General features: G+C 62.9%; 21 protein-coding genes and 1 pseudogene. 12 read left to right on the top strand and 10 right to left on the bottom strand.

The window, feature by feature from the left end; all coding sequences use genetic code 11:
- The first annotated feature begins 9 nt into the window (after window positions 1-9).
- Complete coding sequence (gene pyrE, locus AC1RMF_RS09745) at window positions 10-717, top strand: orotate phosphoribosyltransferase (RefSeq protein WP_342619695.1); 708 nt, start codon at window positions 10-12, stop codon at window positions 715-717.
- Window positions 714-1,352 carry a DUF4124 domain-containing protein gene (locus tag AC1RMF_RS09740; RefSeq protein WP_493141300.1) on the top strand — a complete coding sequence of 213 codons (639 nt, stop codon included), beginning with the start codon at window positions 714-716 and terminating at the stop codon, window positions 1,350-1,352. Before pyrE ends, AC1RMF_RS09740 begins: the two co-directional genes overlap by 4 nt.
- 3 nt (window positions 1,353-1,355) lie before the next feature.
- On the opposite strand, the gene gatB is transcribed toward AC1RMF_RS09740, so the two are convergent.
- The 3 genes from gatB to gatC are packed head-to-tail and all read right to left on the bottom strand — an operon-like array spanning window position 1,356 to window position 4,695.
- Window positions 1,356-2,864, bottom strand: a complete 1,509-nt coding sequence (gene gatB, locus AC1RMF_RS09735) for an Asp-tRNA(Asn)/Glu-tRNA(Gln) amidotransferase subunit GatB (protein WP_493141299.1) — start codon at window positions 2,862-2,864, stop codon at window positions 1,356-1,358.
- Window positions 2,865-2,866: 2 nt separating this feature from the next.
- A complete protein-coding gene (gatA, locus tag AC1RMF_RS09730) occupies window positions 2,867-4,384 on the bottom strand; it encodes an Asp-tRNA(Asn)/Glu-tRNA(Gln) amidotransferase subunit GatA (RefSeq protein ID WP_493141298.1) in 1,518 nt (505 codons plus the stop codon).
- Window positions 4,385-4,395: 11 nt separating this feature from the next.
- A complete protein-coding gene (gene gatC, locus AC1RMF_RS09725) occupies window positions 4,396-4,695 on the bottom strand; it encodes an Asp-tRNA(Asn)/Glu-tRNA(Gln) amidotransferase subunit GatC (RefSeq protein WP_493141297.1) in 300 nt (99 codons plus the stop codon).
- A gap of 202 nt (window positions 4,696-4,897) precedes the next feature.
- Between gatC and AC1RMF_RS09720 the strand changes: the two genes are divergently transcribed.
- The 4 genes from AC1RMF_RS09720 (at window position 4,898) to mrdA (ending at window position 9,471) form a co-directional block, all read left to right on the top strand.
- Window positions 4,898-5,941: a rod shape-determining protein gene (locus AC1RMF_RS09720; protein WP_342619690.1), complete on the top strand. Its 1,044-nt coding sequence runs from the start codon at window positions 4,898-4,900 to the stop codon at window positions 5,939-5,941.
- Window positions 5,942-5,956: 15 nt separating this feature from the next.
- The gene (gene mreC, locus AC1RMF_RS09715) at window positions 5,957-6,886 is read left to right on the top strand and encodes a rod shape-determining protein MreC (RefSeq protein WP_342619689.1); all 930 of its coding nucleotides are present in this window, start codon (window positions 5,957-5,959) and stop codon (window positions 6,884-6,886) included.
- A complete protein-coding gene (mreD, locus tag AC1RMF_RS09710; protein ID WP_342619688.1) occupies window positions 6,883-7,413 on the top strand; it encodes a rod shape-determining protein MreD in 531 nt (176 codons plus the stop codon). Before mreC ends, mreD begins: the two co-directional genes overlap by 4 nt.
- Window positions 7,414-7,515: 102 nt before the next feature.
- Window positions 7,516-9,471, top strand: a complete 1,956-nt coding sequence (mrdA, locus tag AC1RMF_RS09705; RefSeq protein WP_493141296.1) for a penicillin-binding protein 2 — start codon at window positions 7,516-7,518, stop codon at window positions 9,469-9,471.
- A 6-nt stretch (window positions 9,472-9,477) separates the two neighbouring features.
- On the opposite strand, the gene AC1RMF_RS09700 is transcribed toward mrdA, so the two are convergent.
- From AC1RMF_RS09700 to AC1RMF_RS09690, 3 genes are all read right to left on the bottom strand, one after another.
- Window positions 9,478-10,236, bottom strand: coding sequence for a sulfite exporter TauE/SafE family protein (locus tag AC1RMF_RS09700; RefSeq protein WP_342619686.1), 759 nt, complete (start codon window positions 10,234-10,236; stop codon window positions 9,478-9,480).
- Window positions 10,237-10,460: 224 nt separating this feature from the next.
- Window positions 10,461-12,170: a GMC family oxidoreductase gene (locus AC1RMF_RS09695; protein ID WP_493141295.1), complete on the bottom strand. Its 1,710-nt coding sequence runs from the start codon at window positions 12,168-12,170 to the stop codon at window positions 10,461-10,463.
- Window positions 12,171-12,172: 2 nt separating this feature from the next.
- Window positions 12,173-12,964 (bottom strand): enoyl-CoA hydratase/isomerase family protein, encoded by a 792-nt coding sequence (locus tag AC1RMF_RS09690; protein ID WP_493141294.1) that lies wholly within the window; start codon window positions 12,962-12,964, stop codon window positions 12,173-12,175.
- A gap of 97 nt (window positions 12,965-13,061) precedes the next feature.
- Here AC1RMF_RS09690 and AC1RMF_RS09685 point away from each other — a divergent pair, with 97 nt between their 5' ends.
- The 5 genes from AC1RMF_RS09685 to AC1RMF_RS09665 are packed head-to-tail and all read left to right on the top strand — an operon-like array spanning window position 13,062 to window position 17,353.
- Complete coding sequence (locus tag AC1RMF_RS09685) at window positions 13,062-14,189, top strand: MlaE family ABC transporter permease (protein WP_342619683.1); 1,128 nt, start codon at window positions 13,062-13,064, stop codon at window positions 14,187-14,189.
- A gap of 5 nt (window positions 14,190-14,194) precedes the next feature.
- Complete coding sequence (locus AC1RMF_RS09680; protein ID WP_342621041.1) at window positions 14,195-14,983, top strand: ABC transporter ATP-binding protein; 789 nt, start codon at window positions 14,195-14,197, stop codon at window positions 14,981-14,983.
- Window positions 14,984-14,995: 12 nt separating this feature from the next.
- Window positions 14,996-16,015 (top strand): MlaD family protein, encoded by a 1,020-nt coding sequence (locus tag AC1RMF_RS09675; RefSeq protein ID WP_342619682.1) that lies wholly within the window; start codon window positions 14,996-14,998, stop codon window positions 16,013-16,015.
- A 7-nt stretch (window positions 16,016-16,022) separates the two neighbouring features.
- Window positions 16,023-16,685, top strand: a complete 663-nt coding sequence (locus AC1RMF_RS09670; protein WP_493141293.1) for an ABC-type transport auxiliary lipoprotein family protein — start codon at window positions 16,023-16,025, stop codon at window positions 16,683-16,685.
- Window positions 16,682-17,353 carry an LON peptidase substrate-binding domain-containing protein gene (locus tag AC1RMF_RS09665; protein ID WP_493141292.1) on the top strand — a complete coding sequence of 224 codons (672 nt, stop codon included), beginning with the start codon at window positions 16,682-16,684 and terminating at the stop codon, window positions 17,351-17,353. The genes AC1RMF_RS09670 and AC1RMF_RS09665 overlap by 4 nt, the downstream gene beginning before the upstream one ends.
- 3 nt (window positions 17,354-17,356) lie before the next feature.
- Here AC1RMF_RS09665 and AC1RMF_RS09660 read toward each other — a convergent pair whose 3' ends face one another.
- The 3 genes from AC1RMF_RS09660 to AC1RMF_RS09650 form a co-directional block, all read right to left on the bottom strand.
- On the bottom strand, window positions 17,357-17,992 hold the full coding sequence (locus AC1RMF_RS09660) for a MarC family protein (protein ID WP_342619679.1): 636 nt from the start codon (window positions 17,990-17,992) through the stop codon (window positions 17,357-17,359).
- 49 nt (window positions 17,993-18,041) lie between these two features.
- Entirely contained in the window at window positions 18,042-19,802 is a 1,761-nt protein-coding gene (locus AC1RMF_RS09655) for a methyl-accepting chemotaxis protein (RefSeq protein ID WP_493141291.1), read from the bottom strand.
- Window positions 19,803-19,932: 130 nt separating this feature from the next.
- On the bottom strand, window positions 19,933-20,679 hold the full coding sequence (locus AC1RMF_RS09650) for an SDR family oxidoreductase (RefSeq protein ID WP_342619677.1): 747 nt from the start codon (window positions 20,677-20,679) through the stop codon (window positions 19,933-19,935).
- A gap of 159 nt (window positions 20,680-20,838) precedes the next feature.
- On the opposite strand from AC1RMF_RS09650, the gene AC1RMF_RS09645 reads away from it, so the two are divergent.
- The gene (locus tag AC1RMF_RS09645) at window positions 20,839-21,810 is read left to right on the top strand and encodes a Bug family tripartite tricarboxylate transporter substrate binding protein (RefSeq protein ID WP_493141290.1); all 972 of its coding nucleotides are present in this window, start codon (window positions 20,839-20,841) and stop codon (window positions 21,808-21,810) included.
- 21 nt (window positions 21,811-21,831) lie between these two features.
- Here AC1RMF_RS09645 and AC1RMF_RS09640 read toward each other — a convergent pair.
- Window positions 21,832-21,970: pseudogene (locus tag AC1RMF_RS09640) on the bottom strand (electron transfer flavoprotein subunit alpha/FixB family protein); the annotation flags it as partial.

The following is a 21,970-nucleotide window of genomic DNA, read 5'->3' as shown; positions in this document are numbered from 1 at the left end:
GAATTTCCCATGTCGATTCAAGACCCTGCGCAAGGCGCGAAAGCGGACCCGCTGGCCCTGGAGTTTGTGGCATTTGCCGTGGAATGCGGGGTGCTACGCTTCGGTGAGTTCAAGACCAAGGCGGGTCGCATGAGCCCGTATTTCTTCAACGCAGGCCTGTTTGACGATGGCGCCAGGCTGATGCGTTTGGCCGAATTCTATGCCCAGCGCCTGCTCTCCAGTGGCATCGAATTCGACATGGTGTTCGGCCCGGCCTACAAGGGCATTCCGTTGGGTGCGGCGCTGGCCGTGGAGCTTGCCCGGCGCGGTCGCAACGTCCCGTTTGCCTACAACCGCAAGGAGGCCAAGGACCATGGCGAAGGCGGCACCCTGGTGGGCGCTCCGCTCAAGGGCCGGGTGCTGATCGTGGACGACGTCATGTCGGCGGGAACGGCAGCGCGTGAGTCGATTGCCATCATCCGTGCGGCGGGTGCTGTGCCGCACGCGGTCTGCATCGCTCTGGATCGTCAGGAGATGGCCACGGAGAACGGCCAGGATGTGCCTTACAGCGCAGTGCAGTACGTGCAGCATAAACTGGGGCTGCAGGTGTGTTCCATTGCGAAGCTCACTGATTTGATGCAGTATCTGGCAGCCGGTGGCAGTGGCAGTTCGCCCGAAGACCATCAGAGAGTGTTGGCGTATCGTCAGCGCTACGGAGTCGAAGAAGGAAGCTTATGAAATTGGTAGCAGGTGGATTGCTGGCGTTGTTCACGGTGACAGGCGCTGCCTGGGCACAGAACGCGCCAGTGGGAGGAATCTATACCTGTGTGGATGCACAAGGGCGCAAACTCACCTCGGACCGCCCCATTCCGGAATGTCTGGACCGCGAGCAGAAGGTGCTCAACCCCAGTGGCACCGTGAAGCAGAAGGTCGGCCCCAGTCTGACCGCCGCCGAACGTGCCCAGCAGGAAGCCAGGGAAAAGCAGCAGCTTGAAGAACAGAACCGCCTGGCCGAAGAGCACCGCCGTGACCGCGCCCTGCTGATTCGCTACCCGAGCAAGGCGGTGCACGACAAGGAGCGCGCCGAAGCGCTGGCGCAAATCGATGTGGTGAGCAAGGCTGCCGACCTGCGCCTGAATGAACTGGCTGCACAGCGCAAGAAGCTGGACGACGAAATGGAGTTCTACAAGAAGGACCCCAGCAAGGCACCCATGTATCTCAAGCGCCAGGTGGAAGACAACAAGCACAGCGTGGAAGTGCAGAAGCAGTTCATCGCAGAGCAGGAGAGCGAAAGCCGCCGCGTCAATGAGCGCTTTGATTTGGAGCTGACGCGTTTGCGTCAGCTCTGGGCTGCTTCAGCCGCTTCCAAATAGGGCTCAGGCCAGCTTGGAGCGCAGCAGGTCGTTGACCTGTTGCGGGTTGGCCTTGCCCTTGCTGGCCTTCATGATCTGACCGACCAGGCCGTTGAGCGCCTTTTCGTTGCCAGCCTTGAACTCGGCCACGTTCTTGGCGTTGGCGGCGATCACTTCATCGACGATTTTTTCCAAAGCGCCGGTGTCGTTCATCTGCTTGAGGCCCTTGGCTTCGATGATGGCGTCGATCAGAGTCTGATCAGTTGCGCTTGGTTCGATGACCACCTTGTCATTCCACAGCACATCCAGGACTTGCTTGGCTGCGTTGTTACTGATCGTGCCGTCATAAACGCGTACGATCAATGCAGCAAGTGCAGTTGCAGAAATATGTGAAGCGGAAATTTCACTATTTTCAGCATTCAGGCGACGCGATATCTCACCCATGATCCAGTTGCTGGCCAGCTTGGGCTGGCCACAGGCCTTGGCCGCTGCTTCGAAATACGCAGCCAACGCCAGGCTTTGCGTGAGTTGTGTCGCGTCGTATTCGCTGAGCGCATAGTCCTTCACAAAGCGCTGCGCCATCACGCGCGGCAGTTCGGCCATCTCGCCGCGCACCTTGGCAATCCAGTCTTCCGAAATCTCCAGCGGCGGCAAGTCCGGGTCGGGGAAGTAGCGGTAGTCGGCCGCGTCTTCCTTGGTGCGCATGGCACGGGTCTCGCCGGTATCGGGGTTGAATAGCACCGTGGCCTGCTGGATGGCGTGACCGTCTTCGATCTGTTCGATCTGCCAGCGCACCTCGTAGTCGATGGCCTGCTGCATGAACTTGAAGCTGTTGAGGTTCTTGATCTCGCGGCGCGTACCCAAAGGCCCGCCGGGCTTGCGCACCGACACGTTGGCGTCGCAGCGGAACGAGCCTTCCTGCATGTTGCCGTCGCAGATGCCGATCCAGGTGACGATCTTGTGCAGTTCCTTGGCATAGGCTACCGCTTCGGCGCTGGAGCGCATGTCGGGTTCGGTCACGATTTCCAGTAGTGGCGTGCCGGCGCGGTTGAGGTCGATGCCGGTCTGGCCGATGAAGTCTTCGTGCAGCGATTTACCCGCATCTTCTTCCAGATGGGCGCGTACCAGGCGCACTGCCATCTTCCTGTCGCCCAGGAAGAATTCGACCACGCCGCCTTGCACCACCGGGATTTCAAACTGGCTGATCTGGTAACCCTTGGGCAGGTCGGGGTAGAAGTAGTTCTTGCGCGCAAAGATGCTGCGCGGCGCAATGTGCGCGCCCACGGCCAAGCCGAACTCGATAGCGCGCTCGACCGCGCCCTTGTTCATCACCGGCAATGTGCCCGGCAAAGCCAGATCCACGGCGCAGGCTTGCGTGTTGGGTTCGGCGCCAAAGGCGGTGGAGGCACGCGAGAAGATCTTGGAATGGGTGGAGAGCTGGCTGTGGGTTTCAAAGCCGATGATGACTTCGTAGCCGCCAACCAGCGGCGCGTCCGGACGGTCCAGAAGAGTGGGTGTGGTGCTAACTGACATGTTCAGAATCCTGCGGGGCGTGCGACGTGGAAGTCGGTGGCTTGCTGGAAGCGGTGCGCCGCGTTGAGCAGACGTGCTTCCTTGAAATAGTTGCCGATCAGCTGCATACCGATGGGCATGCCTTTGTCCTGCTCGGTGGTGGAGAAGCCCACCGGCACACTCATGCCGGGCAGGCCGGCCAGGGAGCCGGGCAGGGTGAAGATATCGGCGAGGTAGTTGGCCACCGGGTCGTCGGACTTTTCGCCCAGCTTCCAGGCCACGGTGGGTGCCACCGGGCCGGCGATCAGGTCGCACTCCTTGAAGGCGTTCTGGAAGTCATCGGCAATCATGCGGCGGATCTTCTGCGCCTGCAGGTAGTAGGCGTCGTAATAGCCGTGCGAGAGCACATAGGTGCCGATCATGATGCGGCGCAGGACTTCCTCGCCAAAGCCCTCGGAGCGGGTCTTCTTGTACATGTCGGCCAGATCGGTGTACTGCTTGGCGCGGTGGCCGAACTTCACACCGTCAAAGCGGCTCAGGTTGCTGGAGGCTTCTGCTGGCGCAATGATGTAGTACACCGGAATGGACAGCTCGGTGCGTGGCAGCGAGATGGGTACCAGTTTGGCACCGAGTTTTTCGTACTGCGCCAGGGCGGCGTTGACGGCGTTGCGCACATCGTCGGAGAGACCGGCGCCAAAGAATTCCTTGGGGATGCCGATGCGCAGGCCTTCGATGGAGTCGTTCAGGGTGCGGCTGAAGTCCTCAGTGGGCACGTCCAACGAGGTGGAGTCGCGGTCCGGGTCGGGGCCGCAGATGGTGCCGAGCAGGGCGGCGCAGTCTTCGGCGCTGCGTGCCATGGGGCCGGCCTGGTCCAGGCTGGAGGCAAAGGCCACCATGCCGTAACGCGATGCACGTCCGTACGTGGGCTTGATGCCAGTGACACCGCAAAAGGACGCGGGCTGGCGAATGGAGCCGCCGGTATCGGTGCCGGTGGCAGCGGGTGTCAGACGCGCAGCCACAGCCACGGCGCTGCCGCCGGAGGAGCCGCCGGGGATGCGTTCGGTGTTCCAGGGGTTGCGCACGGGTGCCGGGGCATCCTGGCCCACGGGTGCCACGGCGGAGTTCTCATTGCTGGAGCCCATGGCGAATTCATCGCAGTTGAGCTTGCCCAGGGTGACCATGCCGGCCTGTGCCAGCCGGGTGACGACGGTGGCATCGAAGGGCGAGCGGTAGCCCTTGAGCATGCGCGAGCCGGCCGTGGTGGCGAAGTCCTTGGTGACGAAGATGTCCTTGTGCGCAATCGGCACGCCCTCGAGCGGGCCGGCGCTGCCTTGCGCAATGCGGGCATCAGCCGCAGCGGCCTGGGCCAGCGTGACTTCAGCGTTGACATCCACGTACGCGCCCAGATCGGCATGCGCCTGCGAGCGCGCCAGGAAGTGCTGTGCCGCTTCTACGGCGGAGACTTGTTTGCTGGCCAGGGCCGTGGCCAGTTGTTGCACGCCCAGGTCGTGCAATGCGGTTTGGGAAAGGGAAGTTGTCATTGCATCAGACCTTATTCAATGACCTTGGGCACCAGGAACAGGCCATTCTGTACTTCAGGCGCACTTTTTTGATTGGCTTCGCGCTGGTTGGGCTCGCTGACCACGTCCTCGCGCAGGCGCAGGGCGATGTCACCGATGGCGGCCACTGGATGGGCCAGCGGTTCTATGCCTGTGGTGTCCACGGCGCGCATCTGTTCCACGATGTCAAAAAAGCTGTTGAGCTGGTTCAGCATGCGGTCGCTGTGCTCGCTTGTCAGCTCCAGCCGCGCCAGATTGGCGATACGCGCGATGTCGGAAGATGTCAGTGACATGGGTGAAATAAGATTGAAAACAAAGGTAAATGGCGCCCGGCAAGGGCTGGTTACGCAGGGTATTCCCGAGCGATAGGGTATTATCCCGCCTTTGGCTTGAAGTCTGCGCAAGCACATTTTTCAGGGCCGAATTCACGGTTTTTATTGAATAGAACATGGTGACAGACGAGCGAAGTCCCGTCTGTGCCCGAGAGGAATTGAGATGTTTGGATCTTTCCGGCGGTATTTTTCTACCGACCTGGCGATTGACCTGGGTACGGCCAACACCCTGATCTTTGTACGCGACAAGGGCATTGTTCTGGACGAACCTTCTGTCGTTGCCATCCGCCACGAGGGTGGCCCCCAAGGCAAGAAGACCATCCAGGCCGTTGGCCGCGAAGCCAAGGCCATGCTGGGCAAAGTGCCCGGCAATATTGAAGCCATCCGCCCCATGAAGGACGGCGTGATTGCCGATTTCACGGTCACCGAGCAGATGCTCAAGCAGTTCATCAAGATGGTGCATCCGCGCGGCATTCTCAAGCCCAGCCCGCGCATCATCATCTGCGTGCCCTGCGGCTCCACCCAGGTGGAGCGTCGCGCCATCCGCGAAAGCGCCCTGGGCGCCGGTGCCAGCGATGTGTACCTGATCGAGGAACCCATGGCCGCCGCCATCGGCGCCGGTCTGCCGGTATCGGAAGCCAGCGGCTCCATGGTGGTGGACATCGGCGGCGGTACCACCGAAGTCGGCGTCATCTCGCTGGGTGGCATGGTCTACAAGGGCAGCGTGCGCGTGGGTGGCGACAAGTTCGACGAAGCCATCATCAACTACATCCGCCGCAACTACGGCATGCTGATCGGTGAGCCCACCGCAGAAGCCATCAAGAAGCAGATCGGCTCGGCCTTCCCCGGCTCCGAAGTCAAGGAAATGGAAGTGCGCGGTCGCAACCTGTCCGAAGGCGTGCCCCGCAGCTTCACGATTTCTTCCAACGAAATCCTGGAAGCGCTCACCGACCCGCTCAACAACATCGTCTCCGCCGTAAAGAACGCGCTGGAGCAGACGCCGCCCGAGTTGGGAGCCGACATTGCCGACCGCGGCATGATGCTCACCGGCGGTGGTGCGCTGTTGCGTGATCTGGACCGCCTGCTGGCCGAAGAAACCGGCCTGCCGGTGCTGGTTGCCGAAGATCCGCTGACCTGTGTGGTGCGCGGTTGCGGCATCGCGCTGGAGCAGATGGAGCGTCTGGGTTCCATTTTCACCAGCGAATAATCCCCGAGGTCGGCGATGCCTCTCGGTACGCTGGACAGAGCACCCCCACCCTTTTTCCGCCAGGGGCCCTCAGCGCTGTCCAAGTTGGCAGTGTGCAGCGCCCTGGCGCTGTTCCTCATGGTGGCCGATACACGCTTCAAGGTGATGCAGCCGCTACGCGTGGTGCTGGCTGCGGTCATCTATCCGGTGCAATGGCTGGCGTTGCAGCCCGTCAACCTGCTGCTGGGCACCAGTGATTACTTCTCCAGCCTGAACGCGGCACAGCGCTCCAAGGAAGAGGCCTTCAAGCAGTTGGGATTGCAGTCCCTGCGCTCCAACCAGGTGGAACAGCTCACGCTCGAAAACGACAGGCTGCGCAAATTGCTGGACTTGCGCCAGCGCCAGCAGGCCACCGGCATTGCGGCCCAGGTGCTGTACGACTCGGCCGATCCCTTCTCCCGCAAGGTCATCATCGACAAGGGGCTGGTCAACAAGGTGCAGGAAGGTTCACCCGTGCTGGACGAGCGCGGTGTGCTGGGCCAGGTTACCCGCGTCTATCCCCTGGTGAGTGAAGTCACCCTGATCACCGATCGCGACCATGCCATTCCGGTGCTCAACACACGCACCGGCGCGCGCGGTGTGGCTTTTGGCGACACCACCACCCATGCCGATGCGATGGAGCTGCGCTACATGGCGGCCAATGTGGACGCCAATGTGGGGGATCTGTTGACCACCAGTGGTGTCGATGGCGTGTACCCTCCGGGGTTGCCGGTGGCGCGCATCGAGAAAGTGGACCGTCGCGTGGATGCCATCTTCGCGCGCATCTATTGCGTGCCTGCCGCCCTGGTTTCGGGCGCCAGCCATGTGCTGGTGCTGGCTTCCATGGCGGAGCAGCCGCCGCCCCGGCCGGTGCCGGAGCCGCCCGCGCCAACACGCAACAAACGCGGGGAGGTGATCAAGCCATGATCATGCCGCAGGGCAAGCAACTGCTGTTGCCGGCCAATCCCTTGTTTGTGTGGGGCAGCATGCTTGCTGCCATGCTGATCGACATGGTCCTGAACATGGGGCTGACGGGACGCGCCGCCTGGGTGCCCGATCTGCTGGCCGTCGTACTGGTGTTCTGGACCGTGCACCAGCCGCTGCGCGTAGGCATTGGCGCCGCCTTTGTGTTTGGCCTGCTGACCGATGTGCACCAGGGCGCATTGCTGGGCCAGAACGCCCTGGCCTATACGGTGCTGAGCTTCTTTGCCATCACCATCCACCGGCGTCTGCTGTGGTTCCCGGTGGCGTCTCAGATGGTGCAGGTATTCCCGCTGTTTGCGGCGGCCCATCTGGTGGAGATCTGCCTGCGCCTCATGGTGGGTGGCACCTTCCCCGGCTGGTGGATTCTGCTTTCGCCCGTGCTGGAGTCGCTCTTGTGGCCGGTGGCCACTGTTGCGCTGCTGGCGCCGCAGCGTCGCGCACCCAACCCCGACGCCAACCGCCCCTTGTAATATGGCCCCCACGCTTGTCACTGCGTGTACTACGCTGCCCCCCAAGGGGGCTGATTGCCCTTGGGGCGGCCCGGCGGGCAATCGCACGGTCGCGTTGCTGCCATGACCGTTTTACGGAACGTCGAAGCCGATTTGGCGCGGTTTCGTACCCGCATTTTCGTGCTCAGTCTGGTGGTGCTGGTCTGTTTCCTGCTGCTGATTCTGCGGCTGGTGTATCTGCAGATCTGGCGTCATGAAGACCTGCGTGCACAGGCTGAAAACAACCGCACTTCGGTCGTTCCCATCGTGCCCAACCGGGGGCTGATCCTGGACCGTAACGGTGTTGTGCTGGCCAACAACTACTCGGCCTACACGCTGGAGATCACGCCGTCCAAGAGCGGGCCGTTGGAAGAAGTGCTGGACGATCTCTCCAAGGTGATGGAGATCACGCCGCGCGACCGCCGCCGCTTCAAGAAGCTGCTGGAAGAGTCGCGCAGTTTTGAATCCTTGCCCATACGCACCCGGCTGACCGATACGGAGGTGGCCCGTTTTTCTGCGCAGCGCTACCGGTTTCCGGGGGTGGAAATCAAGGCGCGCCTGTTCCGCAATTACCCGTACGGGGAGCTTGCCAGCCACGTGATTGGCTACATCGGCCGTATCAACCAGTCGGAGAAGGAAAAGATCGACGAAGGTGACGACGCAGACAACTACCGTGGCACCGAATACATCGGCAAGCTCGGTATCGAGCAAAGCTACGAGACACAGCTGCATGGCATCACCGGCGTGGAGCAGATCGAAACCTCTGCCGGCGGGCGCGCCGTGCGCAAGCTCGCCAGCAATCCGGCCACACCCGGCAATACGGTCAAGCTTTCCATCGACATCAAGCTGCAGCACCTGATCGAGGCCATGTATGGCGAGCGCCGCGGTGCGCTGGTGGCCATAGACCCCAAGACTGGAGAGCTGCTGGCCTTTGTCAGCAAGCCCACATTTGATCCCAATCTGTTTGTGGAAGGCATTGACAGCGAAAGCTGGCAGGCCCTCAACGAATCCATCGACAAACCGCTGCTCAACCGGGCCCTGCGCGGCACCTATCCGCCGGGTTCCACCTACAAGCCTTTCATGGCCATGGCGGCCCTGGAGACCGGCACGCGCAGCCCCGAGTTCACGGTTTCCGACCCCGGCTTCTTCATGTTCGGCGGGCATCGGTTCCGCGATGACAAGGAGGGTGGACATGGCATGGTGAACATGTACCGCTCCATCGTCGTGTCCTGCGACACCTACTACTACTCGCTGGCCAACGATCTTGGCGTGGACACCATCCACGACCAGATGCAGCGCTTCGGCTTCGGTGAAATCACCGGCGTGGACATCCTGGGCGAGACCCGCGGTCTGCTCCCTTCCACCGACTGGAAGCGGCGTGCCTACAAGCGCGCCGAGCAGCAGAAGTGGTACGCCGGTGAAACCATCTCGCTGGGCATCGGCCAGGGCTACAACGCCTTCACCATGCTGCAGCTCGGGCAGGCGATCGCCACCCTGGCCAACAACGGAGTGCGCCCCACACCACATCTGGCGATTGCCACGCAGGACCCGGTCACCCACAGCATGGTTCCGATCACCGCGCCGGCGCTAGTGAATCTGGGCATCAAGCCAGCCAACCTGGACGTGATCCACAAGGCCATGGTGGGTGTGACGTTGGAGGGCACCTCAGCCAAGGTATTTGCAGGGGCTGGTTACGCCAGCGGCGGCAAGACCGGCACGGCCCAGGCCGTTGGTATTGGCAAAGACCAGAAATATGACGCCAGCAAGCTTGCCGAGCACCAGCGTGACCACGCCCTGTATGTGGCCTATGCCCCGGCGGAAGACCCCAAGATTGCCATCGCCATGGTGGTGGAAAACGCGGGCTGGGGCGCTGAACAGGCGGCTCCCATTGCGCGGCGCGTGCTGGACTACTGGCTGATGGGGCAATACCCCAGCGAGGAAGATCTGGCCGCCATCAGCAAGGGTCAGGCCGCCGCGCCCATAGGCAAACCGCGTCTGGTATCCGAAATACCCTGGCCTCCGCCTGGTGGCAGGCACTGACGCGGATTAACGCAGGAACGCGTCGTAGCCGGTCTTGAAAATCAATGCCGAGACCACCAGGATGAAAACGACGCGTACGAAGCCGGTGCCGTGTTTGAGGGCAATGTGGGTGCCGGCCAGGCTGCCCACCACGTTGGCAACCGCCATCACCAGTGCGAAGTGCCACCAGATGTGACCCTTGTAGATGAACAGGATCAGGGCCGACACATTGGTCGCCGTGTTGAGCAGCTTGGCTGCTGCCGAAGCATGCAGGAAGTCGTAGCCCAGAAAACGCACCATGCAGAAGACAAAGAAGCTGCCGGTGCCAGGCCCAAAGAAACCATCGTAAAAGCCGATGACAGCGCCAATGCAGCAGGCCGCTACCGCCTCTGCCGAGCCCGTGAAGCGGGGGGCATGGTGCCGCCCCAGCTCCTTGCGCGCCAGCGTGTAGCCCAGTACCAGCACCAGGATGAGCGGCAGGATCTTGCGCAGGTAGTCTGGTGACACGACGGTCACCAGCCAAGCGCCGCCCAGCGACGCCACAAAGCCCGCGGTGGCTGCTGGAATCAACGCGTGCCAGGGCATCTGGACACGGCGGCTGTACTGCAACGTGGCAATACCCGTGCCCCAGACCGAGGCGCCCTTATTGGTGCCAAACAGCGTGGCCGGGTGGGCGTTGGGGAAGGTGGTGAGCAGAGCAGGAATCAGGATCAGCCCGCCGCCCCCGACCATCGAATCCACAAAACCGGCGAAAAGTGAGGCCAGGGCCACGACAAGCATTTCCATCCGAAGATTGTCGCATCCGCACTGAACAGGCAAAAAAAAGCACCGGGGTAGCCGGTGCTTTTTTTCGTGGCACTTCGTGGAGCCACTGTTCTTGCTTTGTATTGCCGATGGTTCGACAGCTTCCTCGGGATCGGTTTCGTATCAGGTCTCGTGCCGATGGAATGTATTCTTACGCTCCAACACGCGAACAGACGGACTGTACCCCGCCACCCTGCAAGGGAGTATCAGGACTTACCCTGTGCAATCCATTCGGCGGCCTTTTCCGCAATCATCAGGGTGGGCGAATTGGTGTTGCCGCTGGTGATGCGCGGCATCACGCCCGCATCCACCACGCGCAAGCCCGCCACGCCGTGCACCCGCAGCCGCGAGTCGACCACGCTGGTTGGGTCGTCGGCGCGGCCCATCTGCGTGGTTCCCACGGGATGAAAAATCGTGGTGGCAATGTCCCCGGCCAACTTGGCCAGTTCGGCATCGGTCTGGAACTGCACGCCGGGCTTGTACTCCTCAGGGGCGTACTTCTGCAAGGCGGGCTGGCGCACGATGTTGCGGGTCAGGCGTAGCGAGTCGGCGGCGATCTTGCGGTCCTCGTCGGTGCTGAGGTAGTTGGGCGCAATGGCCGGCGCCATGCGGAAATCGGGCGAGGTGATGCGCACGTGGCCGCGGCTGCTGGGGTTGAGGTTGCAGACGCTGGCGGTAAAGGCATTGAAGCTGTGCAGCGGCTGGCCGAAAGCCTCCAGGCTGAGAGGCTGCACGTGGTACTCCAGGTTGGGGTAGGGCTGGGACGCATCGCTACGGGTGAAGGCGCCCAGCTGGCTGGGCGCCATGCTCATGGGACCGCTGCGCTTGAGCGCGTATTCCAGGCCGATCTTGGCCTTGCCCCAGAGGGAATTGGCCTGGGTGTTGAGGGTGGTCGCGCCCTTGACCTTGAACACCGCGCGAATCTGCAGATGGTCCTGCAGGTTCTCGCCCACGCCCGGCAGGTCGTGCACGACCGGAATGCCCAGCGACTGCAGCAAGGGTGCGGGCCCGATGCCGCTGAGCTGCAGAATCTGCGGCGAGCCAATGGCGCCGGCGCACAGGATGACCTCGGCACGCGCCGTGGCGGTCACCATCTCCGAACCGTTCCAGACCTGCACGCCGGTACAGCGCAGCGGGCGGTCCTCGCCTGCGGTGTTGGGTTCCACCAGCAGCTTGGCGACTTGGGCATTTGTCCACAGCTCGAAGTTGGGGCGGCCATAACAGGTAGGGCGCAAGAAGGCCTTGGCCGTGTTCCAGCGCCAGCCGGCGCGCTGGTTCACCTCGAAGTAGCCCACGCCTTCGTTGCTGCCGCGGTTGAAGTCATCGGTGGCGGGAATGCCGGCCTGGGTGGCAGCCTGGGCAAAGGCATCGAGCACGTCCCAGCGCAGGCGCTGCTTTTCCACCCGCCATTCGCCGCCGGCCTGGTGGTGGCGCAGGATGGTGCGGTACTCGGAGCCGTCTTGCTGCAGCAGCTCGGGCGCCTGGCCTTTGGCACCGTGCAGGGCGTTGGCACCCTTGTGGTGGTCTTCGTGCAGCTTGAAGTAGGGCAGGCTGTTGTCCCAGCTCCAGGCGGCATCGCCGGTGAGCGCTGCCCACTGGTCGTAGTCGCGCGCCTGACCGCGCATGTAGATCATGCCGTTGATGCTGCTGCAGCCGCCCAGTGTCTTGCCGCGCGGGTAGCGCAGGGTGCGGCCGTTGAGGCCGGCGTCGGGCTCGGTGTTGTAGAGCCAGTCGGTGCGCGGGTTGCCGATGCAGTAGAGGTAGCCGACCGGAATGTGGATCCAGTGGTAGTCGTCCTTGCGGCCGGCCTCGATCAGCAGCACGCGCTTGGAGGCGTTGGCACTCAGGCGGTTGGCCAGCAGGCAGCCGGCCGTTCCGGCGCCGACGATGATGTAGTCAAAGGTTGTCTCACTCATATTTATTTCCCGGCCCACTGCGGTTTGCGTTTTTCCTGGAAGGCCTTCTGGCCTTCCTTGGCGTCTTCGGTTAGGGTGAAGAGCGCGATCTGGCTCTCGGTGAAGGCCATGGACTCCTCAAAGGCCATGGATTCCACCTTCTTCATGGTGTAGAGGCCGCGCCGGATGGCGGCTGGCGACTTGTCCAGCATGCGCTCCAGCAGCCACTGCAGCTTGGCATCCACATCGTCGGCCACATAGTTCACCAGCCCGTATTCCAGCGCCTGCGCGCTGGTGATGGGTTCGCCGGTGAGGCACATCTCCACCAGTACGCGCCGCGGAATCAGGTGCTGCAGCACACTGAGCACCTGTGCAGGGAACACACCTACCTTGACTTCCGGCAAGCCGAACACCGCGTGGCTGGAGGCAACGGCCATGTCGCACATGCTCATCAGGCCCATCCCACCGGCCATGCAGGCGCCGTTGACCCGCGCGATCAACGGAATGGTGCTGGCACGCACAGCCCGCAGCACCTGCGCCAGATGGCCATGCGGCTCGGAGTAGTCGGTGGTGAATGCGTTGGCACTTTGCAGGTCCGCGCCGGCGCAGAAGGCCTTGCTGCCTGCGCCCGTGACCACGATGGCACGGATGTCGCGGTGCGACTGTGCCTGTGTAACTGCCTGCGCCATGGATGCCAGCACTCCATGGCTCATGGCATTGCGGCGTTCTTCGCGCGTGATGGTCAGCCACAGCACGGTGCCGCGTAGCTCGACCGAAAGTTCGGGCGTGGAGAGAAACGAAGAGTGGTCAGCCATGGTGTGCGGGTAAAGCCAATGAATCCCCGTATTTTGCTTGCAAGCTGTGCGGAGGCGCTACCATAGCCCTCACATAATTCAGTCCCTGCAACCACCAGTGCAAAACACCCCGCCGCGCATCGTCAAGGAGGCCTCTGCCACTGGGGAAAGTCTGGTCTTGTACGGCAGCTGGAGCGCCGGTACGTTGGCGAACCGTGACCTCTGGAACAACCTGCAGGAGTCGCTGCCGCGACACGGCAAGGGCGGCATGGAAGCAAGCTGGGACCTGCGCCATATCGAGCGGCTCGACCACACCGGCGCGCAGTTGTTGTGGAACACCTGGGGCCGGGTCTGGCCGCGCCACGTGATGGTGCTGGACCTGCAGCGTGCCACGCTCAACCGGGTGGCACGGTTTGCCGTGGCACCGCCCAAGCCACATCACACCACACTCAAGGAGCTGTTTCTCAAGCTGGGCGAGTGGCTCATGGGTGTGGAAAGCCACGCGGAGAGTGCACTGCGACTTATTGGCCAGCTGTTCCTGGACACGCTGAATTTCCTGCGCGACCCCAGCCGTGCGCCCTGGCGCGATATCTCCGGCCACATCTACCGCATCGGCGCCACCGCGTTGCCGATCACGGCGCTGGTCGGATTCCTGATCGGTGTGGTGCTGGCCTACCTCATGTCGCGTCAGTTACGCCAGTTTGGCGCGGACGCCTTTATCGTCAACATCCTCGGCATGGCACTGATACGTGAGCTGGGGCCGGTGCTGGCGGCTATCCTGATTGCGGGTCGCTCGGGTTCGGCCATCACCGCCCAGATTGGCGTGATGCGCGTCACCGAAGAGTTGGATGCCATGCGCGTCATGGGCATACGCCGCGGCTACCGACTGGTGTTCCCGCGGGCACTGGCATTGGCGCTGGTCATGCCCTTGCTCGCCATCTGGACCACGGCGGCGTCACTGCTGGGCGGCATGCTGGCGTCTGACTTGTCCATACACCTCTCGCCCGAATATTTCCTGATTGCGCTGCCCAAGGTGGTGCCGCTGTCCAACCTCTGGCTGGCCCTGTTCAAGTCGCTGGTGTTCGGCCTGCTGATTGCCATCAACGGTTGCCACTTCGGCCTGCGTGTGCTGCCCAATACCCAGAGTCTGGGCGAGGGCACTACGGCATCGGTGGTGAGTTCCATCACGCTGGTGATCCTGGTGGATGCGCTGTTTGCCGTGCTGTTCAAGGGGGTGGGGCTGTGAGCGCCGTGGTACCGCCCATCGTCGAGATCCGCGGGCTGTGGTCGTCGTTCTCCACCCGCGGCGTGCGCGCCATCATCCACCAGGACCTGGACCTGACGATTGCACGTGGCGAGTTTCTGTCGATCGTGGGTGGCTCGGGCGGTGGCAAGACCGTGCTGCTGCGCCAGATCCTTGGGCTGGAGACGCCACTCAAGGGCAGTGTGACGGTGTTGGGCGAGCCCGCCAGCGAGCTGGGCCGGGCCGGTGCCGCCAGCCGGGTGGGCATGCTGTTCCAGCATGGTGCCCTGTTCTCCGCCTTCACCGTGCTGGAGAACATTGCCTTTCCGCTGCGCGAGCTGGGTGTGCTGCCCAAGAACCTGATCCACGATGTGGCCATGGTCAAGATGCAGATGGTGGGGCTGGATCCGTCTGCTGCACACAAGATGCCGGCCGATCTGTCCGGCGGAATGATCAAGCGCGTGGCCCTGGCACGCGCCCTGGTGATGGACCCGCCCCTGCTGCTGCTGGATGAGCCCACCGCGGGGCTGGACCCGGATGCATCCGATGCGTTCTGCACCTTGCTGCGGTCGCTGCACCAGGAGCTGGGCCTGACCGTGGTGATGGTCACCCATGACCTGGACACCATCTTTGAGCTGAGTACCCGCGTGGCGGTGGTGGCCGACAAGCACATCATTGTCGATGCACCGTTGCGTGAAGCAATCCGCTTTGCCCATCCGTTCGTGCGCGACTTCTTTCTGGGCGAGCGTGGGCAGCGCGCCATGGAAGTCTTGCACCACCCGGCGCAAGGCGTGTAAAAAGAGAACCTCATGGAAAACAAATCCCACGCCATCGCTGCCGGCACCTTCTTGCTGCTGATGATGGCCCTGCTGATCGCCATGGCGCTGTGGCTCAAGCGCGATACCAGTGAACAGCGCCAGTTCGAAATTTCCAGCAAGGAATCAGTCAACGGGCTGCAGCCCCAGGCCGGCGTGCGCTACAAGGGCGTGAGCGTGGGGCGGGTCACGGCCATTGGACTGGATACGCAAGTTCCGGGCAATGTGCTGGTGCGCATCGCCGTGAATGACAGCGCGCCCATGAGCACCACTACTTTTGCCAGCCTGGGTTTTCAGGGCGTGACCGGCCTGGCCTTCGTGCAGCTCGACGATGCCGGCTTGACCGGAGCACCCCTGTCCACCAGCAAGGCGCATCCGGCGCGCATCCCCATGCGAGCGGGGCTGATGTCGCGCCTGACCGAGCAGGGCGGCAACCTGCTCAACCAGCTGGAAGAAGCCAGCAAGCGCATGAACGCCCTGTTGGCTCCGGAGAACCAGCAGACGCTGACGACCGCAGTGGCCAACCTCGGTCAGGCTGCCGCCAGCATCCAGCAACTGACGCGCCATGCGGACCAGGCGCTGACGGGCACCGGACCTGAGGGCAGCACCAACCTGCCACGGCTGACCGCCCAGGTGGACGCCACCTTCAAGAGCATGCAGCAAACTTCCGAGCGGCTGCGCGACAGTGCCGAAGTCGTCAAGAATTCCGCCGAGCAGTTCCGCCGCACCTCGGTGCGCATGAATGAGCCCGGCGGCACGCTGGACCGCATTGCGCGCAGCACCGAGGCCTTGACCAACACCGCCACCACCCTCAACGCCACCCTGCTGCCGCGCCTGAGTCGCACCAGCGAGGAGGCCACCCGCACGGTCCGTCTGGTGGGGCGTGCGGTGGAAGACATTGGCGATCAACCCCAGTCGCTGCTGTTTGGCAAAGGGCCTGCCGCGCCCGGTCCTGGTGAAAGCGGCTTTGTGCCACCGTCCGACAAGGCTGGCAGCCCGGCGGTACAACCCTGAGGTCCCTATGCATCTGCAACTTCTGTCCCTCCAATCCCTGCGACGCAGTGTGGCGCTTCCATCGGCACTGCTGCTGGGTGCGCTGTTGTGCGCCTGTGCTGCGCCGCCCGCTGCGCGCAGCGTGGTGTACGACTTCGGTCCGGGTGCCACCCAGCCCGTGATGTCCAACCGCATGGCGCCGTTGCCGCCTCTGGTGCTGGCGGATGTGGAAGCCCCGGCAGCGCTGGAAGGCAATGCGGTGCTGTACCGCCTGGCCTATGCCGACGCGCAGCAACTGCGTCCCTACGCCCAGGCCCACTGGACCATGCCGCCCGGACAGCTGCTGCGCCAGCGCCTGCGCGAACAGCTGGGGCAGCGCCGTCCGGTGCTGTTGCCCGCCGACGCGGTGGCGCCCGGCACGCTGGTGCTGCGGTTGGAGCTGGAGGAGTTCAGCCACTACTTCGAGTCGGCACAGAACAGCTCGGGCCTGGTGCGCGTACGTGCGACGCTGAGCCGCACTGGCCTGCCCGCCAGGACGCTGGCACAAACCAGTCTGGTGGTGCAGAAGGCGGCCACCCGTGGCGACGCCGCAGGCGGTGTGCAGGCGCTTGCGCAAGCCAGTGACGCGCTGATCGCGCAACTGGACGCCTGGGTGCAGCAAGTGGCCAGTGCGGAATCCACAACACCGTGACGACCTGGACCGCCCCCACTCCCGGCACCGTGCAGCAGGAGCTGCCGCTGTTTCCGCTCAACACGGTGCTGTTCCCGGACGGCAGCCTGAGTCTGCAGATCTTTGAAGTGCGCTATCTGGACCTGATCGGCAAATGCCACAAGAGTGGTACACCGTTTGGCGTGGTGTCGCTCACCCAAGGGCAGGAAGTGCGTACGCGCGACCCGTTGGCGCCCACGGGCGAGGCCTTTGTGCGCGAGGACTTTGCCGACGTAGGCACGCTTGCCACCATCGTCGACTTTGCCGCGCCCCAGGCCGGACTGATGGTGATCCGTTGTACGGGCGGCGGCCGATTCAAGGTTCGTGCACGCAGGCAACTCAAGCACGGCTTGTGGGTGGGCGATGTGGAGCATCTTGCCAATGACGAACCCATGCCCATTCCGGAGGACTTGCGGCCTGTGGCCCATGCGCTGGCGCATCTGCTGGAGCAGCAGAGCAGCCAGTCGCCACAGGAGTCGCCGCTTTTTTCTCAGCCCTACCGGTTGGACGAATGCGGCTGGGTGGCCAACCGCTGGTGTGATCTGCTGTCTTTGCCCACCACCTTCAAGCAAAGCCTGCTGCGGCTGGACAGCCCGCTGCTGCGGCTAGAGCTGGTGGCGGACCTGCTGTCCAACCAGACAGCGGCCTAAGGCTCAGTGTCCGCCCAGAAGCGGGAAGAGCTTGACCAGACCGTCGGACATCACTTCCACCGCTAGCGCGGCCAGGATCAGACCCATCAGACGCGTCATCACGCTGATGCCGGTCTTGCCCAGGAAGCGGGCGATGGGTGCGGCCAAAGAAAAACACGCCAGCGTGGCCAGCGCCACCACCACGCCATAGCCCACCAGGGTGGCCAGTTGCAGCATGGTCTTGGCCTTGTCGGCATAGATCACCACCGTGGACATGGTGGCCGGTCCGGTGAGGAGCGGGATGGTCAGCGGTACCACCGCGATGCTGGAGCCCTGTGCGGCCTTTTCAGCACCGTCCTCCATCACGTTGGTGCTGGGCTTGGCTTCGGCCGGTTGGGCGTTGAGCATGTTGAGGGCGCTGGTGAGCAGCAGCATGCCGCCACCCACCTGGAAACTCGCCAGCGTGATGCCGAAGAACTCCAGGATCTGCAGACCCGCCAGCGCACTCACCGCAATCACGATGAAAGTGCTCAAGGTGGAGACCAGAATGGTCTGGCGGCGCTGCTCGCGCGAGAACCCCTGCGTGTAGTGGATGAAGAACGGCACGATGGCCAACGGGTTGACAATGGCCAGCAGGGTGACGAGGGGTTTGAGTTCCATGGCCTGGTGAGTGTAGTGCTGGCCTGGGCACTAGGCTACCAAGCCAGACTCAGAAAGTTTCCCATTCGTCGTCGTTGGCCTTGGCGGTTGCCTTGGCCTGTATGACCGGCTTGGGCAAGGCGGCGGCCGGGGCCGCAGGCGCTGCTGGTTTGGTGGCGGCAGGCTTGGCTGCAGCAGCCGCTGCGGCGCCCCGGCGCTCCTGGCCCTGGAACGGAGTGCTCTTGGGAGTTGTCGAACGCACCGTGGCTTTGGCCACGCCGTGCCCGGTCTCGAGCTTGAAGATGGCAACCGTCTTCACCAGATCTGCCGCCTGCGACTTCAGGCTGCTTGCGGCTGCGGACATCTCTTCCACCAGCGCTGCATTTTGCTGGGTGGCCTGGTCCATTTGTGCCACTGCCTCTCCCACCTGCGCTACGCCGGCCGACTGTTCGTTGCTGGCCGAGCTGATCTCGCCCATCAGGTCCGTCACCCGGCGAATGGAGCTGACGACTTCACCCATCGTGGTGCCGGCTTCATCCACCAGCACGGTGCCTTGCTCCACCCGCTCCACACTGGCATTGATCAGGGCCTTGATCTCCTTGGCCGCTTCGGCACTGCGTCCGGCCAGGGCCCGCACTTCCGATGCCACCACGGCAAAGCCACGTCCCTGGTCGCCGGCGCGTGCGGCTTCCACCGCAGCGTTCAGGGCCAGGATGTTGGTCTGGAAGGCAATGCCGTCGATGACGGAAATGATGTCGGAGATCTTGCGGCTGGATTCGTTGATGCCCTTCATGGTCTCCACCACCTGCCCCACCACTTCGCCGCCGCGCACGGCCACGGTGGATGCACTGGATGCCAGCTGGTTGGCCTGGCGTGCGTTGTCTGCGTTGTGCTTGACCTGTGAGCTGAGCTCTTCCATGGACGCCGCCGTCTGCTCCAGGGCGCTGGCCTGGCTCTCGGTGCGGGCGCTCAGGTCCTGGTTGCCCTGGGCAATCTCGGTACTGGCATTGGCCACCGATGAGGATGCGGTGATGACTTCACTGACTACGCCGTGCAGGCGGGAATTCATGTCATCCACGGCACGCATGAGTTCGCCGAATTCATCCTGGCGGGTGGTCTGCAGATGCTGGGTCAGGTCACCGGCTGCAATGTTTTTGGCCACGGCGACTGTCTGGTTCAGCGGCTGGATGATGGAGTGGGTCATGGTGTACACCAGCCACAAGCTGATCAGCACCACGCCCAGCATGCCGGCATAGCTCAGCATCTCTGCACGGCTGGCATTTTCCAGTGCGGTTTCTTTGGCCACATCGCGTGCCTGTTCCTGCGCCTTGACGAAACCGTCCAGCGCGTCCAGGTAACCCGTGATGGCTGGCAGGAACTGCTCCTTGGCCACTTTGGCCATTTCGGCGGCGTTCTCGGCCTTCTTGAGTTCAGCCAGGTTCTTCACGATACCCAGCACTGCAGCGCGGCGTTCGCCGACCAAAGCCAGCGCCTTCTTGTCTTCCTCGGAAGTTGCATGCTCCAGAATGGCCTTCTGCATGGCACTGCTGGCCACGATGCCGGCCTTGTTGCTTTCCGTGAAGGTATCGGCAATGGCCGGGTCCATGGAAGAGGCCAGGGCCAGCGTTCTTTGAACGTTGGCCTCGATCAGTCCACGCCAACGCACCGCCTCGGTGATCCGGCTTTCGTGGAGCTGGATCTGCTCAATGGCTTCCTGCTGGTGTGCCTTGGAAGTACGCTGTCCGTAGATGGACACTGCCGTCATGGTGATGATGATGAACAGAGCGAGTAGCCACAGCTTGTGGGCAAAGGAAATGTTCTCAAGCTTCATAGGGTTCCCAATTTATATTTCATGTGAAAGTCGTCTCTCAGTTTGGCAGCCGACAGCGATACAACTCCGCCTATGCATCTGAATGCATACCCTGCTCAGTATAGATTCACGGCATTCGGTTTTCCAATGTCTACCTTCCACCTCCTACATCCAAAATGGCTCCTGTGGTGTAGCTTGCCTGCGGGCTGAGCAGCCAGACAATGGCCTGGGCCACCTCTTCGGCAGTTCCCGCGCGCTGCATCGGTATCAGGTGGGCGAGCTGGCGAGCGCGCTCGGGTTGGCCACCGGAGGCGTGAATTTCTGTGTCGATGATGCCCGGGCGCACAGCGTTGACGCGTATCCCGGCGGTCGCGACTTCGCGAGCCAGACCGATGGTGAAGACATCCACCGCGCCCTTGCTTGCGGCGTAGTCCACATACTGTCCCGGACTGCCCAGGGTGGATGCCACGCTGGAGACGTTCACGATGGCGCCGCCTGCACCATTGCGCAGGGTGCTCATGCGTCGCACTGCTTCGCGGGCACAGACCATGGTGCCAATGACATTGGTGTCGAACATGCGCCTGAAGCGTGAAACCGACATGTCTTCAACGCGGCTGGTCACATCCACCAAGCCGGCATTGTTGACCAGCGCGCCCAGGCGACCTGGCTGCTTGTCAATCGCCTCGAACATCCGCAGCACCTGGTCTTCGTGCGCCACGTCGGCCTGCACGGCAAATGCATGACCGCCAGCTGTGATGATGTTCTGCACCACGGACTGGGCCGCAGAGGCATTGCTGTGGAAGTTGACTGCGACCGTGAAGCCTGCGGCTGCGCATAGCCGGGCTGTGGCGGCACCAATGCCACGGGAGGCACCGGTTATGAGAACAATGGGTTGCATGGTTGAGCTGACCATAGGGTATGACCGCGCGATTGTGCTTCAGAAGCCGCCCTGGGGCCGTCGTGCGGCTTAATGCGTGAGCCCAAAGTTCACCTAGGTCTGCAAGCGACGCGACGGCGGATCGCGATAATGCAATTTTCCTTTTTACGCTGAATGCCGATGTTCAAAATAGTCCGTTCTTTTGTGCGTGCCTGGGTATGTCTTGCTTTGGTTTTTGCCGGTGCGGCCCGGGCAGAGGGGTCTGCGCTGCACATGCTGGTGGGCTTTCCGCCCGGTGGTGGCACCGATGCGATTGCCCGCACGCTGGGTGACAAACTCAAGGATGTGTTGGGCGTTCCGGTGCTGGTGGAAAACAAGGCGGGTGCTGGCGGCCAGATTGCGGCGCAGGCGCTCAAGGCCGCGGCTGCGGACGGCAACACGGTCTTTCTGTCGCATGACCACACCATTTCCATACTGCCGCAGGTGCTCAAGAACCCGGGCTATGAGCCGGCCAAGGACTTTGTGCCCGTGGCCGGTGTGGCAACTTTTGTGAATGCCTTTGCCCTGTCGGGTGGCACACCGGCGAAATCCATGACGGCCTACGTGACCTGGATCAAGGGCCAGGGCGGCGGCAAGGGGACGGTTGGCGTTCCCGCGCCAGCCTCCGTGCCGGAGTTTCTGGTGCAGGTGATCGGGCAGAAATATGCGCTGGACTTGCAGGCCGCACCTTACCGGGGCGGTGCGCCCATGATGTCCGACATGCTGGGCAATCAGATAGCAGCAGGCGTGGCTTCAGTTCCAGACTTCATCGAGAACCACCGCGCTGGCAAGCTGCAGATCGTGGCAGTGATGGGCGCCAAGCGCCAAGCCATATTGCCCGATGTGCCCACCTTTTCCGAGCTGGGCCTGAGCGGCTTTGAGGACGTGCCGTACTACGGCTTCTTCGCACCGGCCGGTACGCCGCGCGCGGCGATAGACCGCTTCTCCGATGCGCTGGCCAAGGTACTGACCATGCCCGATGTGAAGGACCGCCTCACGCACATGGGGCTGACCGTGGGCTTCATGAACAGCCAGCAACTGGCCAGCCGGGAACAGGCCTATACCAAGACCTGGGCCCGCATCATCAAGGCCAGCGGCTTTGTGGCGCAGTAGGGGCTACAGCGCCACTGGTGCTTACAGCGCCTTGACCAGCTCCGGTACTGCGGTGAAGAGGTCCGCCTCCAGACCGTAGTCGGCCACCGAAAAGATCGGAGCCTCGCCATCCTTGTTGATGGCCACGATCACCTTGGAGTCCTTCATGCCGGCCAGGTGC

The sequence above is a fragment of the Rhodoferax sp. GW822-FHT04A08 genome (genome assembly GCF_058801025.1).
Note: the sequence above shows the minus strand (reverse complement) of the source record. Positions and strands in the feature narration are given on the sequence as shown.

Excerpts from the sequence above, each read along its gene's own strand:
- AC1RMF_RS09645 (WP_493141290.1), top strand. The coding sequence starts at position 20,839 with ATGTTCAAAATAGTCCGTTCTTTTGTGCGTGCCTGGGTATGTCTTGCT.
- AC1RMF_RS09740 (WP_493141300.1), top strand. The coding sequence starts at position 714 with ATGAAATTGGTAGCAGGTGGATTGCTGGCGTTGTTCACGGTGACAGGC.
- gatB (WP_493141299.1), bottom strand. The coding sequence starts at position 2,864 with ATGTCAGTTAGCACCACACCCACTCTTCTGGACCGTCCGGACGCGCCG.
- AC1RMF_RS09700 (WP_342619686.1), bottom strand. The coding sequence starts at position 10,236 with ATGGAAATGCTTGTCGTGGCCCTGGCCTCACTTTTCGCCGGTTTTGTG.
- mreD (WP_342619688.1), top strand. The coding sequence starts at position 6,883 with ATGATCATGCCGCAGGGCAAGCAACTGCTGTTGCCGGCCAATCCCTTG.
- gatC (WP_493141297.1), bottom strand. The coding sequence starts at position 4,695 with ATGTCACTGACATCTTCCGACATCGCGCGTATCGCCAATCTGGCGCGG.
- AC1RMF_RS09675 (WP_342619682.1), top strand. The coding sequence starts at position 14,996 with ATGGAAAACAAATCCCACGCCATCGCTGCCGGCACCTTCTTGCTGCTG.
- AC1RMF_RS09650 (WP_342619677.1), bottom strand. The coding sequence starts at position 20,679 with ATGCAACCCATTGTTCTCATAACCGGTGCCTCCCGTGGCATTGGTGCC.
- AC1RMF_RS09690 (WP_493141294.1), bottom strand. The coding sequence starts at position 12,964 with ATGGCTGACCACTCTTCGTTTCTCTCCACGCCCGAACTTTCGGTCGAG.
- mreC (WP_342619689.1), top strand. The coding sequence starts at position 5,957 with ATGCCTCTCGGTACGCTGGACAGAGCACCCCCACCCTTTTTCCGCCAG.
- AC1RMF_RS09655 (WP_493141291.1), bottom strand. The coding sequence starts at position 19,802 with ATGAAGCTTGAGAACATTTCCTTTGCCCACAAGCTGTGGCTACTCGCT.
- AC1RMF_RS09720 (WP_342619690.1), top strand. The coding sequence starts at position 4,898 with ATGTTTGGATCTTTCCGGCGGTATTTTTCTACCGACCTGGCGATTGAC.
- gatA (WP_493141298.1), bottom strand. The coding sequence starts at position 4,384 with ATGACAACTTCCCTTTCCCAAACCGCATTGCACGACCTGGGCGTGCAA.
- AC1RMF_RS09660 (WP_342619679.1), bottom strand. The coding sequence starts at position 17,992 with ATGGAACTCAAACCCCTCGTCACCCTGCTGGCCATTGTCAACCCGTTG.
- AC1RMF_RS09670 (WP_493141293.1), top strand. The coding sequence starts at position 16,023 with ATGCATCTGCAACTTCTGTCCCTCCAATCCCTGCGACGCAGTGTGGCG.
- pyrE (WP_342619695.1), top strand. The coding sequence starts at position 10 with ATGTCGATTCAAGACCCTGCGCAAGGCGCGAAAGCGGACCCGCTGGCC.
- AC1RMF_RS09695 (WP_493141295.1), bottom strand. The coding sequence starts at position 12,170 with ATGAGTGAGACAACCTTTGACTACATCATCGTCGGCGCCGGAACGGCC.
- mrdA (WP_493141296.1), top strand. The coding sequence starts at position 7,516 with ATGACCGTTTTACGGAACGTCGAAGCCGATTTGGCGCGGTTTCGTACC.